The organism is Pantoea sp. nfd-35, assembly GCF_056892255.1.
The window spans coordinates 1,969,923-1,987,239 of record NZ_CP122403.1 but is presented as its reverse complement, the minus strand read 5'-3'; the positions used below and the strand labels follow the sequence as shown (position 1 = coordinate 1,987,239).

General features: G+C 53.6%; 16 protein-coding genes. 7 read left to right on the top strand and 9 right to left on the bottom strand.

Going from position 1 to position 17,317, the window contains the following annotated elements:
- The first annotated feature begins 31 nt into the window (after positions 1-31).
- Positions 32-949, top strand: a complete 918-nt coding sequence (locus tag P9J57_RS09255; protein ID WP_026020937.1) for a LysR family transcriptional regulator — start codon at positions 32-34, stop codon at positions 947-949.
- A 37-nt stretch (positions 950-986) separates the two neighbouring features.
- On the opposite strand, the gene P9J57_RS09250 is transcribed toward P9J57_RS09255, so the two are convergent.
- Positions 987-1,733, bottom strand: coding sequence for an SDR family oxidoreductase (locus tag P9J57_RS09250; RefSeq protein ID WP_161611153.1), 747 nt, complete (start codon positions 1,731-1,733; stop codon positions 987-989).
- 181 nt (positions 1,734-1,914) lie between these two features.
- Here P9J57_RS09250 and P9J57_RS09245 point away from each other — a divergent pair, with 181 nt between their 5' ends.
- The gene (locus P9J57_RS09245) at positions 1,915-3,048 is read left to right on the top strand and encodes an acyltransferase family protein (protein WP_078828723.1); all 1,134 of its coding nucleotides are present in this window, start codon (positions 1,915-1,917) and stop codon (positions 3,046-3,048) included.
- 38 nt (positions 3,049-3,086) lie between these two features.
- Here the strand turns inward: P9J57_RS09245 and P9J57_RS09240 are convergent, their stop codons facing one another.
- Complete coding sequence (locus P9J57_RS09240) at positions 3,087-3,281, bottom strand: hypothetical protein (RefSeq protein ID WP_078828724.1); 195 nt, start codon at positions 3,279-3,281, stop codon at positions 3,087-3,089.
- Between the two features lie 550 nt (positions 3,282-3,831).
- Here P9J57_RS09240 and P9J57_RS09235 point away from each other — a divergent pair.
- Complete coding sequence (locus P9J57_RS09235) at positions 3,832-5,376, top strand: methyl-accepting chemotaxis protein (protein ID WP_013026053.1); 1,545 nt, start codon at positions 3,832-3,834, stop codon at positions 5,374-5,376.
- A 38-nt stretch (positions 5,377-5,414) separates the two neighbouring features.
- On the opposite strand, the gene P9J57_RS09230 is transcribed toward P9J57_RS09235, so the two are convergent.
- The 3 genes from P9J57_RS09230 to P9J57_RS09220 all read right to left on the bottom strand — a co-directional run bounded on the left by P9J57_RS09230 (position 5,415) and on the right by P9J57_RS09220 (position 9,102).
- The gene (locus P9J57_RS09230; protein ID WP_029568844.1) at positions 5,415-5,888 is read right to left on the bottom strand and encodes an MEKHLA domain-containing protein; all 474 of its coding nucleotides are present in this window, start codon (positions 5,886-5,888) and stop codon (positions 5,415-5,417) included.
- A 272-nt stretch (positions 5,889-6,160) separates the two neighbouring features.
- Positions 6,161-7,483 carry a 6-phospho-alpha-glucosidase gene (locus P9J57_RS09225; RefSeq protein WP_022623252.1) on the bottom strand — a complete coding sequence of 441 codons (1,323 nt, stop codon included), beginning with the start codon at positions 7,481-7,483 and terminating at the stop codon, positions 6,161-6,163.
- Positions 7,480-9,102: an alpha-glucoside-specific PTS transporter subunit IIBC gene (locus P9J57_RS09220; protein WP_483279480.1), complete on the bottom strand. Its 1,623-nt coding sequence runs from the start codon at positions 9,100-9,102 to the stop codon at positions 7,480-7,482. Before P9J57_RS09220 ends, P9J57_RS09225 begins: the two co-directional genes overlap by 4 nt.
- A gap of 279 nt (positions 9,103-9,381) precedes the next feature.
- Here P9J57_RS09220 and P9J57_RS09215 point away from each other — a divergent pair, with 279 nt between their 5' ends.
- Both P9J57_RS09215 and P9J57_RS09210 read left to right on the top strand, forming a co-directional pair.
- A complete protein-coding gene (locus P9J57_RS09215) occupies positions 9,382-10,086 on the top strand; it encodes a GntR family transcriptional regulator (protein ID WP_126842919.1) in 705 nt (234 codons plus the stop codon).
- A 489-nt stretch (positions 10,087-10,575) separates the two neighbouring features.
- Complete coding sequence (locus P9J57_RS09210; protein WP_104933430.1) at positions 10,576-12,120, top strand: methyl-accepting chemotaxis protein; 1,545 nt, start codon at positions 10,576-10,578, stop codon at positions 12,118-12,120.
- A 352-nt stretch (positions 12,121-12,472) separates the two neighbouring features.
- On the opposite strand, the gene P9J57_RS09205 is transcribed toward P9J57_RS09210, so the two are convergent.
- The 3 genes from P9J57_RS09205 to copC are packed head-to-tail and all read right to left on the bottom strand — an operon-like array spanning position 12,473 to position 14,102.
- A complete protein-coding gene (locus P9J57_RS09205; RefSeq protein WP_014593872.1) occupies positions 12,473-12,820 on the bottom strand; it encodes a YebY family protein in 348 nt (115 codons plus the stop codon).
- 27 nt (positions 12,821-12,847) lie between these two features.
- A complete protein-coding gene (copD, locus tag P9J57_RS09200) occupies positions 12,848-13,723 on the bottom strand; it encodes a copper homeostasis membrane protein CopD (RefSeq protein WP_029568848.1) in 876 nt (291 codons plus the stop codon).
- Between the two features lie 4 nt (positions 13,724-13,727).
- Complete coding sequence (copC, locus tag P9J57_RS09195) at positions 13,728-14,102, bottom strand: copper homeostasis periplasmic binding protein CopC (RefSeq protein ID WP_013026061.1); 375 nt, start codon at positions 14,100-14,102, stop codon at positions 13,728-13,730.
- Positions 14,103-14,252: 150 nt separating this feature from the next.
- Here copC and P9J57_RS09190 point away from each other — a divergent pair, with 150 nt between their 5' ends.
- Positions 14,253-14,483: a DNA polymerase III subunit theta gene (locus P9J57_RS09190; protein ID WP_019105100.1), complete on the top strand. Its 231-nt coding sequence runs from the start codon at positions 14,253-14,255 to the stop codon at positions 14,481-14,483.
- Positions 14,483-15,154, top strand: coding sequence for an exodeoxyribonuclease X (gene exoX / locus P9J57_RS09185; RefSeq protein ID WP_014593875.1), 672 nt, complete (start codon positions 14,483-14,485; stop codon positions 15,152-15,154). Before P9J57_RS09190 ends, exoX begins: the two co-directional genes overlap by 1 nt.
- On the opposite strand, the gene P9J57_RS09180 is transcribed toward exoX, so the two are convergent.
- Positions 15,138-17,210, bottom strand: coding sequence for a prolyl oligopeptidase family serine peptidase (locus P9J57_RS09180; RefSeq protein ID WP_483279479.1), 2,073 nt, complete (start codon positions 17,208-17,210; stop codon positions 15,138-15,140). The two genes, exoX and P9J57_RS09180, sit on opposite strands and share 17 nt — an antisense overlap.
- Positions 17,211-17,317 lie beyond the last annotated feature (107 nt).

Here is a 17,317-nt window from a genome sequence, read left to right as displayed (position 1 = left end):
TATTAATGGTGAAAAAACGCGAGATATAACGATGATTTCTGCGCCAAACGGTGAGTTAAACTCACCTTTACCAGGCAACCGCCTGCCCTCGTTAATGGCGCTGCGCTGTTTTGAAGCGGCGGCGCGTTTCGAAAGCTTTGCCCGTGCAGCAGACGAACTGCATCTCACGCCCGGTGCTGTCAGCCGGGCGGTGCGCGTACTTGAAGAGGATTTAGGTGTTGCGCTGTTTGCGCGTCGTAACCGGAAAGTCTGTCTGACAGAAGCAGGCGAACAGCTGGCTGACGCGGTCAGTCACGGCTTCGCCATGATCTCCCGCAGCGTAAACCGCTTACGCGCGGGAACGCGCCAGCGCGTGCTGTCATGTGAGCCCACGTTATTAATGCGCTGGCTGATTCCACGCTGGGGCGATTTTGAGGCGCGCTTCGGTAAAAATGAGATCCATCTGGTCGCGGCCAGTGGCGCATTCTCGTTTGATCAGGGGATTGATTTTGCACTGCGCCGCAATGATTTTACTCACGTATCGCCCTGCCATATCGAACACTTGTTCAGGGAAAAGGTGGGACCGGTCTGCCGCCCCGATCGCGTCACGGCCTGGTTCGACAGCGAGCGTCCGGGTTTGAATCCGGACGCGCCTTTACTGCTCTCCAGAAGCCGCCCGGAGGCGTGGCAGGTCTGGGCGACGGCGATGCAGATACCGGCTCCCGTTAACGTGCAGCAGTGTTTCGAACATTTTTATTTTAGCCTGCAGGCGGCGGTAGCCGGGATCGGCGTAGCCATAGGACCCTGGCCGCTCGTTAAAGATGATATTCAAAGCGGCATACTGGCCGCACCAATGGGGTTTGTGGAAGATGGCTCAGAGTATTGCCTGTTCTCGCCTGAGGTCGCAAAGGCAGGAACGCTTGAGCGCGATCTCACAGACTGGCTGCACGAAATCAGTGGAACAGCATAATCGTCGCTCGCGTTGTCGCCTCGCGCCTGGCCGGGGCTTAGCTGTATTGCACCAGCATCTGCAATGCCTCATCAAACTGCCCTTTCGCTTCGGCCTCGCGAAAGTAGCGCACGCGTTCCACACAGACTTCGGTGGGCGTTGTGCCGCTGTGCAATAACGTCATAACCTCATCGGCGAAGGCATCAAGCGGCATGCTGTCAGGATCCTGAGACTGCCCGGGCGCTAACTCGGTTTGCACCTGTGGCGGGATAATCTCAATCACCTCAACCTTCCCTTTTAACAGCGGCCGAAGGGCTGCGGTATAGGAGTGAAGTGCCGCTTTAGTGGCGCTGTAGGTCGGCGACGCAGGGAAAGGGACAAATGCCAGCCCGGACGACACGTTAATAATAGCCGCAGCGGGCTGAGCGCTCAGGTGATCGATTAGCGCATCAGTGAGCCTGACGGGCGCAATAAAATTGGTTTCGGTCATTCTCACAACATCGCTCAGGTCGCGGCGTGAAGTGATGTCCTCAGGGCTAAAGACGCCAGCATTGTTGACTAAAACATTCAGGTGCGGATACGTCTGGAGCAGCAGAGGAATGGCGTGACTGACGTCATCCGCATCGGTGACATCTAAAACCCAGGTCGCTATGCCTTCTCGTCCGGCCGCCGCTTCGTCCAGCGCGTCCTGACGACGCCCGGTAATAATCACCTTGTTCCCGGCGTCATGCCAGCGATGCGCCAGTGAGCGCCCAATGCCCGTTCCCCCACCGGTGATCAACAATGTATTGCCGTGCTTATTCATCTTGCGTGCTCCCGTTTGAACCGCCATAAATAATCAGCGAGCGCATTATCTCGCCGATTAATTATTAACCACAGCGTCAGAATCCTCTCACTTTTTTCTCAACGGGTGGACTTAACCACCACGTTAGGGCTTAGTTACCGCCTTAGTGCAAGTATAACTAACTGATTAACGGGGTTTTACCATGTCTGCGACACGAGGTTGGTCCACGGAACTGGAGGGGTTACGCGGCATCGCTTCTCTTTGGGTACTGCTGGGACACATAAGTCTGCTTATCCATTGCCATATTACCTTGATCTCCTCACCCGGCATTGGCGTGGATCTCTTTATCCTGCTTTCGGGCTATCTGATGGCAAAAAACTATGTGGAACGCCAGCACAAGGAGCCCTGGCAACGCGCGGAAACCATTAAAAAATTCTGGTTACGCCGTTTTTTCCGCATTGCCCCGCTTTATTATCTGCTGCTGGCGGTTGCCCTGATCTATGGCCCCTGGTTTGGTGAGATGCGCGATACCATTGCCCAGTTTTATTCCGGGACCGCAACAGAATCTTCACGCTATGCGGATCAGTCGTTCATGAACGTGCTGACGCATCTGTCATTCCTGTTTGGCGTGCTGCCCGCCTATGGATTCAATACCACGCTGCCCGACTGGAGCATTGGGCTGGAAATGCAGTTCTATCTGCTGTTTCCGTTTATGATGCTGGCGGTGATGCGCTTCGGTTACGCGACCGCCCTGCTAAGCATGATGGCGCTGAGTTGCGCAGGCCGTTACCTGCTGCCCGACTACTATGAAGCCTTTGAAATGCCGTCAATGATTCTGATTAAACTGAATATGTTTATTTCAGGCATGCTGCTGGCTGAAGCGGTACGCCGTAAATCCCTGCTGTACGTGCTGTTTGCCCTTGCCGGACCGGCCGTAAGCGTGCTGATTGGGCTGGGTGCCATTAAGCTGCAGGTGATGCTGGAAGCCTTAATGATTATCGGTATGGCGGCCGTGCTCTGGCAGTATCAGGAAAGCAGCCTGATGGCAAAACTGATCCGCATTCCGCGTAAGGTGTTAAACAACCGTCTGAGTACATGGTTGGGCGATGTGTCGTTTTCGGTCTACTTGCTGCATCTGCTGATCGTGATCCCGGCCATTGCGCTGTTGCTCAATCAAACGGACATTGAGTATCAAAATGATCTGACGCGTTTTTTGATTGTTTGTGCCGTATCGATTCCGGTGACCTACGCGCTGGCATCATTACTGTTTAACTGTGTGGAAAAACCGGGAATAAAACTGGGCAAGAAGTTTCTGGCACCCAGGCCTGCACGCTGATGAAAAGATGGCTCGCACTGGCGAGCCATTTTTTTACTTCACAATGCTTTACCCACGTCGTGCTGCCTCTCTCTTACATGCTCATCCGGTGATTCCGGCGTATCTGCGATGCTGCTGTGCGTCTTTAATCCCGCATAATGGGTGGGATCGGCCCTGCTGTGCGTCAGACTTTGCGCCGTTGCGCCGAATGAAATGATCAAAAACAACCAGGCCACTGCTAACGGTTTCCTCATTGTGCTTTCCCATGCTGTGAATGGAGTCGCTATAGTGAAGAAACTGGCGTAATGAACTGTCTGATAAACTTAAAATTCATGTCAAGATTGTTACCCCGATCACATATTTATCGGACGTATACGCGCTGTGTTCGTCGCACAGGCACACCTTACCCAACGCCGTCACTTCAGAGTTTGATCTGTTGGGTAGCGTGACGGGATCACTGATGAGCAACAGAGTGGCGAGCGCAGATCCAGGCCCGCTACGAGGTCATGTCTGCCCTTCGCTGCCCGTCGATCCGGGTTAGTGGCAACCACCATTTAAATTTATGATTTAATAAAAAACGCCCCCTCAACCTGACTCAATACATCAACCCATTGCATATTTTTCGGCCATTACCTTACGATATTCAAGACATAACAAAAATATCGTCATCTATTGATTAAGATCATTTTTTAAATTCAAAATAATAATATTAACGATACTTATGTAAATTTTGGCCTTTTTGTTAATCATTTTCCTGACGCGTGCCGATAGAGAACAAAACAGCAATCCATCGGGAACATATTTATGAAAATCTCCACTCGTCTTGCAACCGGTTTCGGTTTGTTAATTTTGCTTTCCATTATCTGCACCTCTGTCTCACTTAACTCGCTGCATAACGCTAAAACCGGAATGGATGAGGTCGTGAATGTCAAAATGCGGAAGTACCAGTTGATTCTTGATATGCGCGGCGAACTCAGGGATTTGGCGATAGCCGTGCGAAATCTGGCCTTGTTGAGCGACGTTAAGGAAATGCAGCCTGAATGGGAGCGTCTTGAAGCGCAAAAAAAACTGTTCGCGGAAAACCGTGAAACGCTTGAGGTGATCATGCAAAGCCAGTCCACGGCTGAAGAACAGGCTGCCTTAAACCACATTAAAGAACTGGAAGGCACGGTGATGAGCGCTTTCGAAGCTGCCGGGCAACTGGGGCTGAAGAATGAGCGAGATGAAGCGACGCGTTATCTCATGGAGACCTTGCGCCCCTTGCAACGCAATATGCTGGATGCGCTAAACAAAACCACAGAAATTCTCATGCATAACAGCCGCAACGCGGTGGAAGTTAACAGCGTGGCAACCAGCCGGGCGTCCTTGACGCTGGTGTTTTTATCCGTGCTTTCCGTGCTGTTCTCCATCGCCACCGGCTATGTCATCACCCGGGTGTTAATGCGCCAGTTGGGCGGTGAGCCTGCCCAGGCCCAGGAACTGGCGGCCGCGATTGCCTCGGGCGATTTGACCGCCAGCGTCACGCTCCGCCGTAATGATTCCACCAGCCTGCTGGCTTCACTGGATGGTATGCAGGCTAAACTGCGTGCTCTGGTGTCAGAGATCAAACAGACCTCGGGTAACGTTGCGCTGGCAGCGGAAGAGATCGCCCAGGGGAACACGGAGCTGTCCTCCCGGACCGAACAGCAGGCCGCCGCCCTGCAGGAAACCGCAGCCAGCATGGAACAGCTCACCGCCACGGTGAAAAGTAACGCCGCCGGTGCGCAAAGCACTGCGTCAACTGCCCGTGAGACCGCCGTGCTGGCGCGCAGTGGCGAAAGCGACGTACACCGGATGTCGGAAACCATGAACGACATTTCGCTGAGCGCGTCTAAAATTCGCGATATCACCGGCGTTATTGAGGGCATCGCCTTCCAGACCAATATCCTGGCCCTCAATGCCGCGGTAGAGGCCGCGCGTGCTGGCGAACAGGGCCGGGGTTTTGCCGTTGTCGCAGGTGAAGTCCGCACCCTGGCCCAGCGCAGCGCGACCGCAGCAAAAGAGATTAAGTCGCTGATTGAGCAAGCGGTTGAACAGGTTGGCAGCGGCGTCAAAGTCGCCAACGGTACAGGTGAAAGCATCCTCAAAATCGTCAGCATGGTCGGCGACCTGGCCAGCGCGATGGATGAGATCTCACTGGCCTCCTCCGAACAAATGCAGGGCATTTCTCAGGTGAGCGTCGCCGTCAGCCAGATGGACAGCGTCACCCAGAACAACGCGGCGCTGGTTGAAGAGTCATCCTCTGCTTCTCAGTCCCTTTCTGAACAGGCCCACGCATTACGCGGCATGGTAGAAGCGTTCCGGGTATAAGCCTGTCAGCACACGGCAGAAAGGCGTCGTCGCGCCGATCAGAACGCTGCCAACGCGTGACGGGGGCTGGGCCAGAACAGTGCGGCCTGGCCCCATCCCGCCTCATCGCGTCCGTCTGACTGCCAGACTTCGCCATCGTAGATAATGAAGCTTTTGCCCTGCTTATCGACACGCGGTCCGCTGTAGCCGGTGGCAATGCCATCGCGTCTGACAATATCCAGCAGGCGCTGTCGTGCTTCCCTGTCGAAAGGCCCGGCACTGAGTCGTGACGGCAGTTGCCGTATCTCTTCCGCACTGTATTTGAAGCAGTTCAGAGCACAACGATTGGCATAGACAAACACGGGATCGGCTGCGGTACTGTGGGCAAGAATGCTGTACGGCGCCTGTTCATGCAGCCACTGATAACGGTCATCAATATCATGAGGACAGTAAAGCCCATGTCCGGTGAGCGATCGGTAGCGTTCATCAATACGCTTCAGTAAGGTCAGTGGGGGTACAGTCGACACGATCATCTCCTTTGCAAGCGGCAGGATACGAGGCGCTAATGTGGCGGGATGCGTGCTGAAAATCAAGCACGCGCAACGGTGGAGAGGCATGACGCGGCAGTGCAGTCCCGGCACGCCGAGCTCAGGACTGCACTGCCGCGCAATGCACACTGGAATATTGACGACTCGCGCGCGCGATCCACAGGGTTATCCCTCACGGCATTCGATTCTCCTGGTTTGCCCTGTCTGCGCTAAAGACAGCCAGCCTGAACGCGAACCCAGGCTGGCTGACGGGCGCTCTAGCTCAACGGCGGCCAGAAGGCTTTATTTGCCTCGATAAGATCGTCGAGAATCGCTTTTGCAACGGCGGCACTTGGTACCGTTTTAGATAAGGTAATGGCCTGCCATAACTTGTGCCTGGAGCGCTGTTCCCATGCCTCCACCACGAGCTTTTCGACCGCAACCTGCTGACTCATTAACCCCTTCTGGAAAGTCGGAATGTCGCCAACCTGAAGAGGTTCCGCACCGTTGCGCCCCACCAGACAGGGAATTTCCACCATAGCGTCCGCATCAAAGTTGGGGATAGCGCCCTGATTAGGCACAATGAGCAGCATACGCTCCTGGGTATTGAAGGCGATCGCGGTCGCCAGATCGACAATATAGGAAGCATGTTCGTCTATCTCCAACTCCCCGGCGGATGAATGCCCGGCATCGGTGATTGCCCTGCAGGCGCTGAACACCTGCTTTTCACGATGCTCCATGACCTCATTAGCGCGGGTGCGTTCAGGGTTGGAATGCGCGACCACATAATCTGGGAACAAATAATATTTCAGATAGGTATTGGGCAACGTCTGGGGGTCCAGCGCTTGCACATCGCGCGCCTTCAGGAAAGTATCCTTCCAGCTGGACTCCACTGATGACGATCCAGAGGGAGGAACATAGCCGTACTTTGCCACGTACTCACGCAGCTGTGGCATTAAATCATTCCCCTTCAAATCTTCAACAGCGGTCCACCAGCCAAAATGATTGAGCCCGTAGTAGCGCACCCGCATTTGCTTGCGGTCTTGCAGACCGACAATTTTTGCCATCCGACTTTCAATACCAATCGGCATGTCACAAATATTCAGGATTTTAGCCTCAGGTCGCAGGCGTCGCGTTGCCTCAGCCACGATGGCGGCCGGGTTGGAATAATTCAGCATCCAGGCGTCGGGTGAGTACTGTTGCATATAATCGACAAGCTCAAGGACGCCGCCGATTGAGCGCATGCCATAGGCAATACCACCCGGCCCACAGGTTTCCTGGCCCAGAACACCATGACGCAAGGGGATTTTTTCATCTTGCTCACGCATGGGATATTTACCCACCCGAATATGCGCCATGACAAAATCGACGTCGCTGAATGCTTCCTGCGGATCGGTGGTATAGCTGAACACAATGTCAGGTGCCTGTTCCTGCAAGATAATCTTACAGGCCCGGGCAATGGTTTCCTGACGGGCCGCGTCATTGTCGTAAAACTTCAGCTGGCGTAAAGGAAAGCGGTGCCGGTTCGCCAGGAGCATTAGCACAATACCCGGCGTAAAGGTGCTACCGCCGCCCGCAATTAAAACTGAGAATGTCTTCATAAAGGTTTCTCCATGGTAAGTGTTGCTTCAGACCGGGCCGGGTCTTTCATTTGGCTTTCAAGTTGCTCGCGCACCTGGGGCACCTGTAAGCCCACAATGACCTGAATACTGTTGCCACGCCGGACGACACCGTGGGCACCCAGCGCCATAAACGCGGCATCGTTCTGCGTTTTGGCCTCATCGACCAGTGTTATCCGCAGGCGCGTGGCGCAGTTGTTGATGCTGGCTATATTGCTGGCCCCACCCAGCGCATTCAGAAAACCCCAAGCCTGATCGCGTTGCGGGTTATGCCCGCCCGGGGAAGCTGGCGCTGCTCGCGCTGCCCGATAGTCGGCCTTGTTGTAAAGCCTGACGTCACTGTCCTCCCGACCGGGTGTTTTCAGGTTCAGCCGCAGGATGAGTTGGTGAAAAACCACGAAGTAGAGCCCCGTGAAAACCAGGCCTATACCGATTTGGGTAAAGATCATGCCGGCATGGTTAGGGAACATTGGGATCCAGTTTTGCGGCAGAAACTGGTCCAGTAAGCCGCCACCGTAGTTCCCCACCACACCGCACATATACATTGCTGTCGCCATGCTGGCGGCCAGCACAGCGTGCACCGCAAACAGCAGAGGCGAAATAAACAGGAAGGTAAACTCCAGGGGTTCAGTGATGCCGACCAGAACGGCTGTCAACGTGGCCGGAATTAACAACCCTGCGACTTTGACCCGGTGACGCGCTGAGGCTGTCGAATAGAGCGCCAACGCAATCCCCACTGCGCCGAAGACTTTTGCGTTGCCATGAAGCGCGAAACCGCCCTGAGGAAACAGTTGTTTGAGTGGTTGCGTACTCTGGCTGAAGGCCTGCAGATGCTCTGCCCAGTAAACCTGGATGCCGCCTTCAACCACTGCCGGGCCAAAGATAAAAGGCCCATAAATAAAGTGGTGCAATCCTGTCGGGATCAGGATACGTTCCAGAAAGGTATAAACCCACACGCCAACCGCGCCCGCATCGCGTAAAAACTGTTGAAGCGACTCGATGCCCGTTTGAATTTTGGGCCAGCCAAACAGCGTTAACCAGGCACAGGGGATCATCGCTAAGAAGGCAACAATGACGACAAAAGATGAGCCCTGAAAAATACCCAGAAAAACCGGAAGCGGTTTTTCAAAATAACGATTGTGTAGAGCCGTCACCAGACCGGCAATGACGATGGCACCGATGATGCTGGTATCCAGTGTTTTTATCCCCGCGATCATGGCCAGTCCGCTTCCGGCTTCTGTTCCTTTGGAAAAATCGACGGCAAAAAAATCGCCCCAGGTGCTGCCCATGGCATTAATTAAATAATTCCAGGTTAAAAAACTGACGACAACGGCCAGACATGCTCGCCCCTGAGCCTGTTTTGCCAACCCCACCGGGAGGCCAACCGCGAATATTAACGGCATGTTTCTAAAAACCGTCCATCCGCCCTCTTCAATAATGAAGACAATTTGATTAAACAAACTCTCTGGATGCGTTAATACTTCCCCTACAAATAAAGGGTTGCGTAACATAATGGAAAGACCAACGATGATACCGGCGAAGGGAAATAATAATACCGGCGTAAACATGGCGCCGCCAAAGCGCTGTATTTGACTGAGCATTTAAGTTCCTCACGTAACGATTCTAAGGATATATCGTTAAAGTCAATGTAAACGCAGCCAAAATAAGGCAGTCACGCCTCTGGCAGAGTGGGACATTAACGACTTCGTGAGCGCCCTCATGGTTTTAATTTTCATCATGACGTCTATTTTCATGGCAATAACTAGACATCTCACAGCGCGGCTATAGGAAATAAAAAATCTATTTATTTATCCCCCTGCACGCACTAACTTTATGCCATGCCTGTTGACGGTTATGTCTCCCTCTCAGGAGGTACAAAAGTGATCTATAAATTTATCGCTGACAAACTGCGTCTCCGGCTAAATTCGCCCTTTGTCACGGTCGGGAGTGCTATTCCGGCTGAAAAAGTGCTCGCCACAGAGTTTGGCGTGGCGAGAATGACCTTGCGTAAGGCAATAGATTTACTGGTCAGAGAGGGGTTGCTGGAGCGACGGCATGGCAGCGGAACCTACGTGTCCGCAAAGGATATCAGTCATGAAACCAGTTCGCTCACCGGGCTGGCAGAAGTCTTACGTCTGCAGGGAAAAGAGGTGATCAGTAAGGTACTGGCGTTCGAGTTAATCGCCGCGCCTCCCGCCATAGCCGATCAGTTACGCATAAACAGTGGTGAACGCCTCTTTTTCTCACGTCGGTTACGTTATGTTGATGAAAAGCTGCTGATGCTCGAAGAAAGTTATATGCCAGTGAAAATATTCCCTGACCTTAGCCTGGCCCATTTGGAAAAATCTAAATTTGACTATATCGAGCAGGAGTGTGGCATTGTTTTAGAGGGCAATTATGAGTCATTAAGACCGGTTTTATCCGATAAGCGCCTGTCGCACCTGATGGATATCGCTGAAAAAACCCTCCTACTCAGAGTCGATTCGCTTTCATACAGCAATACGGGCTCATTTATCAACTACGCCGTGATGTACAGAAACACCCACGATTATCAGGTTAACTACCATTTACGACGCACGGGTTGAGTGATCAGAGATGTAAGTACGCTTCATCAATGCGCCAGAGCGCCTCTCAGGTGTAATATAATCGCCCGTTCGAATCACAGGTGCCTTGCGTGAGAGTGAATCTGGCTAACACCCTGCAGCAGGGGGCTATATTTATTGGGGACGGGTGAACGTGTCGTCTTATCTGTGCATTTACGAAAAACGCCACACATTAGGAAAATGACAAGACTTATTTCAAATCAAGGTCAGCGCAGTGCTGCCCTCGCCGTTCATATATCGCGCCAGCGCGCTGCTGTGTTTACTAAAAGCATTTTAAATATCAATTACCCTCTCCTGATTACCTGCACTCAATTGATTAATTGAACTTATAAGTCCTTTTAAATGACCATTACTCTGGAAACTTCCACCCTGCTTGCGGAATTTACTGTTTCAGAAATATGTCTATTTTATTAATTTTTTACACGTCTTTTGCCGATAAGAACGCTGAACTTAACTTTCAGGAATTCTAAGATGAAAATCTCCACGCGTCTGGCAATCGGTTTTGGCCTGTTAATTCTGCTTTTTATTATCTGTATTACTATTTCTTTTAAAGCACTGCATTCCGCGAGCACCGGTATGGATGATGCGGTCAATGTTAAGATGCGAAAATATCAGCTCGCCGTTGATATGCGAGATGAACTGAGAGACATGGCGATTGCCGCGAGAAACCTCGCGCTTCTCAGCGATGCGAAAGCCATGCAGCCAGAGTGGGAGAGGCTGAAACTGCAAAAAGCAGCTTACTTAAAAAATCGTGAAGCGCTTGAAACAATCATGCGTGAGGATTCCACGCCCGCCGGACGTGCTGCGCTGGAAAAACTTCAGGCCAATGAAGCGCAGGTGATTTCCGGTCTGGAAAAGGCCGGTCAGTTTGGCCTGGATAACCGTCCTCAGGAAGCCACAAATTATCTGATGGTGACGGTGCGTCCTGCTCAGCGTGCGTTACTCAGTTCACTTGGTGAAATGACCAACGTTCAGTTGAATAACAGTCGCAACGCGGTGGAAGAGAATAATCGTTCAACCCGAACCTCAACACTCGTTTTGGTTATCCTGGGCCTGCTTTCCGTCGTTTTTTCTGTCGCCACCGGATGGATGATTACCCGTTTACTGATGCGCCAGTTAGGGGGCGAGCCTGCTCAGGCCCAACTCATTGCGGCGGCCATTGCTAACGGCGATCTGACCTCGGCGGTGCACCTGCGTCCTAAGGATACGTCAAGTTTGCTGGCATCCCTTGACGGAATGCAGGCTAAACTTCGCGGCCTGGTTGTCGAAATCAAAGATTCTTCAGCTAACGTTGCGCTTGCCGCCGATGAAATCGCGCAAGGAAATACCGAATTATCGTCCCGTACCGAAGAGCAGGCTGCCGCGCTTCAGGAAACCGCTGCCAGCATGGAACAGTTAACCGCGACGGTGAAGAGTAATGCCTCCGGGGCACAGCATACAGCCACATCAGCTCGCGAAACGGCCAATCTGGCTCAACGCGGCGAAGCAGATATGCAACGGATGTCGGCAACCATGAAAGACATTTCAGACAGTGCTGCGAAGATTCGTGATATAACCGGCGTGATTGAAGGCATTGCTTTTCAGACCAACATTCTGGCGCTCAATGCTGCCGTTGAGGCCGCGCGTGCCGGTGAGCAGGGGCGCGGATTTGCCGTAGTGGCTGGCGAAGTCAGAAATCTGGCCCAGCGGAGTGCTACCGCCGCGAAGGAAATTAAAACCTTGATTGAACAGGCCGTTCAGCAGGTTGAAACCGGCGTAACCGTCGCGAGTGGAACCGGTCAAAGTATCCTGAAAATCGTTAACATGGTGGGTGAACTGGCAACGGCTATGGATGAGATCTCGCTGGCCTCTTCCGAACAGATGCAGGGGATTTCTCAGGTGAGCGTCGCCGTGGGCCAGATGGACAGCGTTACTCAGAACAACGCCGCACTGGTTGAGGAATCATCGTCCGCTTCACAATCCCTTTCTGAGCAGGCACACGCGCTGCGCGGTATGGTAGAAGCGTTCCGGGTGTAAACGCCCTTTCGCACAGGAGGGAGAAACGCGATCGCGCCGGTTTCGTTTCTGCCATCCTGTTGCGTGAGCCGGGCCAGTACCGTGCGGCCTGGTGAACACCATCCCCGCTGTCTGGGTCGTCATGGTGAGCGTTGAAAGGCAAAAAAAGACCGAACACGATTCCTGTATTCGGTCCAGGGAAATGGCTCTCAAGGAGCCGTGCGCTAAAAGTTGGCATTAATAGAGGCTTTCGCCTTGCTTCTAAAGCGTAGGACAACGCGCCAGATTTTCCAGCCAGCGCCGCGGCTCAGACCATAAACCCGACAGGTTTGTGACACGTAAGACAAATTTGCGCACTCTTGCCTGCATCGTCTTATTTTGTGCACAGCGCCTGTGCACGATCCACGACAGGTTGCAGACTCATCATCCGATCCGGATGCGCTTTATCCGGCGCCTGAATCACGCTGATGGGCTGTGCCTTCACCCGCTTAGCGTTGACCTGAGCCTCCGCCTTCTCATTAAGCGGGTACTGCATCAGCGTGCTGGGATTGATGGCAAACAGCGATCCATCTTTCTCACAGGTCAGCATCACCTCTTCACGATTAAACGGCCACTTGTCTTTACCAATTTCGAAACGGCTGACGGTGATGATTTGTGCCGCTGCTGCCTGACCAGCCAGCGTTAATAACAGCAGTGTGGGGATCGCTTTCTTCAGCAACATAACTTACCTTTATGGGGTTTTCATCATTCAGGTTGGTGACAACGTAGCAAACACGCTGACCAACCCCACTACGCCGCATGCCAGCACAATTTCCAGCTGGGTCATGCGAATAAACAGTCGTTGTGCGGCAAGGCCCGCAATATGAAAGCGCGGCACCAGCCAGTAACGATTCCAGAGCGCAATCAGTACCATAAGCATGACCAGCCCTGCTTTGCACAACAACAGTACAACATAATCGTTGAGATGCCAGTTTGCTGGCGCCCCGGCAATCAGCAGGCTGTTAACGACACCGGTAATTATCGTTAAGGCGACGGCAACGTGACCATAACGGGAAAAACGCATCATGGTGCGGATTGCGGCTGTCCGGTATTCGATGTTACGCGCCATGCGCATCAACACCAACACAGGCACTAACCCGCCCGCCCAAAAGGCGGCGGCGAGGAGATGTAAGGCCTGGTTACTTTGTTGCAGGAGCCCGGCGATACCCTCGCGCATGGCGGCATGGCCCGTTAGCGCCAGGCAGCCTGTCTGTAGCAGGCCAGTTAACAGCCAAACCTGCTGACGGGAGCGGTCACGCATGACAATCGCAGCCACGCTACACAGCGAAAAGAGGAGCTGCCATTGCCACACGGCCCCCCAGCGGGTTGTGAATACCGCCAGCCACACTGCCGTCTCTGACAAATTGTGCCAGTCACCGCTCATCAACACATTTTGTGTGGCCAGCATCGCCAGTGCCGACAGCAGGGCCAGCCATGTACTCCACTTCATTAGCGGAAATAATCGCGCGGCCAGCGAGGTTCGAAAGGCAACCGGTGCCAGCAACCTGCTGTAAAAGGCACTGCCAACCAGCAACATTAATGCCGTGAAATGCAGTGCGCGCAGCACCAGCCACAACAGGGTCACGGTTTTATTTCACGGTGAAGGTATAGCTTCCGTGCGTTTTGTGCCCGTCAACGGACAGCACGTGCCAGTTTACCTGATAAGCACCCTGCGCCAGCGGCTGGGCAAAATCAACCCGCAGGCGGTCGTGCTGCTTGCCATCCAGCCGGGCCTTTTCACCCACGGCTTTATGCTGTGCATTCATGACGTCAACGCCACTGAATGCGGCTTCAACGTCTTCGGTGAAGCTCAGCGTAATGTGTTGCGGCGCAGGCGTTACCGCCGCGTTGGCTGCCGGCACCGACGACGCTAAGTGGGCGTGCGCCAGTGCAAGCTGACTAAACACCATTGTGCCGGTGGCGATCAGAGCCAGCACCCCACGTGAAATCGCGGTTTTTTTCATCTCTTCATCCTGTTAACGGCGGCAAAGGCCACGAACGTGGCGCAAGAATACGCCGCTGAAATTTAACTGTCGAGGCCAGCAATGCTATCCTGTCCCTTGCGCCAGGAGGAGGAAAACATTACTTTTGGTCACGCTTATCGGGAGAATATCATGAGTCACAACCTTGCCTTGCTGTCGCAGGAAGAGAAAGACAAAGTCAATGTCGATCTGGCTGCAGCAGGCGTTGCTTTTAAAGAGCGCTACAACATGCCTGTCGTGGCAGAAATGGTCGCCAACGAACAACCTGAAGCCCTGCGGGACTGGTTTCGTCAGCGTTTAATGCATTACCGCCAGGCCTCTCTCAACCTGTCACGCCTGCCCTACGAGCCTAAACAGAAATAATGATGCTACGCGTTATCGATACGGAAACCTGCGGACTGCAGGGCGGCGTGGTTGAGGTTGCATCGGTAGATGTGATCGACGGCCAAATCGTCAATCCAATGAGCGATCTTGTCTCACCCGATCGCCCCATCAGTCGTCAGGCCATGGCCGTGCACCGCATTACTGAAGCCATGGTGATGGGCAAACCGCCGATTGAAGAGGCCATCCTGCGCTACCACGGCAGTCCCTTTTACGTGGCCCACAACGCCAGCTTTGACCGTCGGATGTTGCCGGAAATGCACGGCGAGTGGATCTGTACCATGACGCTGGCTCGTCAGCTATGGCCCGGCATTAAATACGGTAATCAGGCGCTTCGGCACAGCCTCAAGCTGGATGTGACGCCGCCAGCGGATTTGCATGCTCACCGGGCGCTGTACGACTGCTACGTGACGGCCGCGCTGCTCATTCGAATTATGGATCTGTCCGGCTGGCGTGCGGACGAAATGAGTCTGCGCTCGCAGCCTGCCGCGCAGCGTGATGATGTGCTGCCGTTTGGTAAATATCGTGGTCAGGCGCTGGCCGTGGTGGCCCGAAAAGATCCGGGTTACCTGAAATGGATGTTGGATAACGTGAAAGATTTGCGCCCACCGTTACGGCAGGCGCTGCGCAAGTGCCTTAGTCAGCTTCCGTAAGCGCGGCCGGAGGCAAACTGCCCTGAGCAAGGGCGATGATGAAGGTGAGCTCCAGGGCAACGCCTTCATAGGCCTTGTAGCGCCCAGACTTACCGCCGTGCCCCGAGTCCATATCGGTGCAGAGCAGCAGCAGGTTATCATCGGTTTTATATTCACGCATCTTAGCCACCCATTTTGCCGGTTCCCAGTATTGCACCTGTGAATCATGCAGGCCGGTTGTCACCAGCAGGTGGGGGCAGGTTTTCGCCGCAACGTTGTCATATGGGCTGTATTGCCGGATATAGCGATAGTACTCTGCGTCATTCGGATTGCCCCACTCGTCATATTCCCCGGTCGTCAGTGGAATAGACTCATCAAGCATCGTGGTGAGCACATCAACAAAAGGCACCTGCGCAACCACACCGTGATAGCGCGTGGGCGCCAGATTCATGACTGCGCCCATCAGCAATCCCCCTGCACTTCCTCCCATCGCATAGAGCCGGTCTGGGTGCCCGAATCCACGCGCCACGAGCCCGTTTGTCACGTCGATAAAATCGGTGAAGCTGTTCATCTTATTGAGCAGGCGGCCGCCGTCATACCACTGCTGCCCCATCTCCCCGCCGCCTCGCACATGCACCAGCGCATAGATGAACCCGCGGTCCAGCAGGCTGAGCCGACTGACGCTAAAGTCAGCGTCCATGCTACTGCCATAGGCGCCATAGCCATACACCAGCATGGGGTTCTGCCCTTTCTGAAAATGGGTGCGGTGGTACACCAGCGAGACCGGCACTTCTGTGCCGTCAGAAACGGTGATCCAATGGTGCTCGCTTTTGTACTCATCCGGATTGAAGTCTTTGACCGCACTTTGTTTTAAGATGCGACGTTCCCCCGTATCCATATCCAGTTCAAACAGCGTGGCGGGCGTGGTCATGGACGAATAGCCATAGCGCAGCTTACTGGTGCGCGGCGTAGGATTGTAAGCCAGCCAGGTAACGTAAGTGGGATCGTCAAACGCAATGCCGCTGGTTTCTCCCGTCTCCCAGTTGATTTGCCGCAGGCTGGTCAGCCCACGCTGGCGCTCCTCTACCACCAGCCAGTCACGAAAAAGCTGGAAATCCTCCATTACGATATGGTCGCGCGCGGGGATCACGGTTTGCCAGCGCGCTTCATCCAGATAATGGCTACGGTAGAGTCCGAAATTTTTACCCTCGCGATTCGAGCGGATGAAGAACGTGTGATCATAATGATCAAGACTGTATTCATGATCGCGCCGCCGGGGCAAAAAAACCTGCGGAAGGGCGTCCGGGAAATCCGCATCGATCAGCTGAATCTCGCTGCTGCTGGTGCTGTATAGCACGATCAGGATGAACTGTTTCGACGTGGTTTTATGAATGCTGAGGTGATAGGTATCGTCTTTTTCTTCGTACACGAGCCGATCGTCGTGCTGGGGCGTACCCAACTCATGCCGCCATAGCTGATAAGGCAACAGGGTTTGCGGATGTTTACGAACGTAATAGAGGGTGCGTGAATCATTCGCCCACGCAAAGCTGGACGAGGCATCGTTAAGCACTTCCGGATACCAACTCCCACTGTCCAGATTGCGAAAACGAATGCCGTACTGCCGCCGGGAAAGGAAGTCCTCTGCCACTGCCAGCACCCGGTTATCCGGGCTGATGTGCAGTGCGCCCATAGTATAAAAATCACTGTGTGATGCGCGCTGATTCGCATCCAGCAGCAGTGTCCACGGGTCGCTCTCATCGCTGTCAGCGGGCTGTCGGTAATAGGCGGCATATTCATTGCCGCTTTCATACCGGCTTTGATAGCGATAACCATTTTTCACATAGGGTACTGAGTGGTCCTGCGGCGGCAGGCGATCGATAATCTCATGCAGAATGCGATTCTGTAAGGGCTGTTGTGAGCCCATGATTTTCTGGCCGTAATTGTTCTCAGCGCGTAAATAGTCCAGCACCTCGCTGTTTTCACGCCTGTCGTCACGTAGCCAGTAATAATTGTCGATGCGCGTTTCGCCATGCAGCGATAATTCGTAAGGGATTTTTTTTGCGCTCGGTGCTTTCATGTCATCCGTCCCGCTGAATGTAATGAACACTAAGCGTGGCACTAATGTAAAGAGATGCCAAGTAAAGTGAAGGTAATGTGAGGTTGTGCAGGGCCATATCGCTGGCC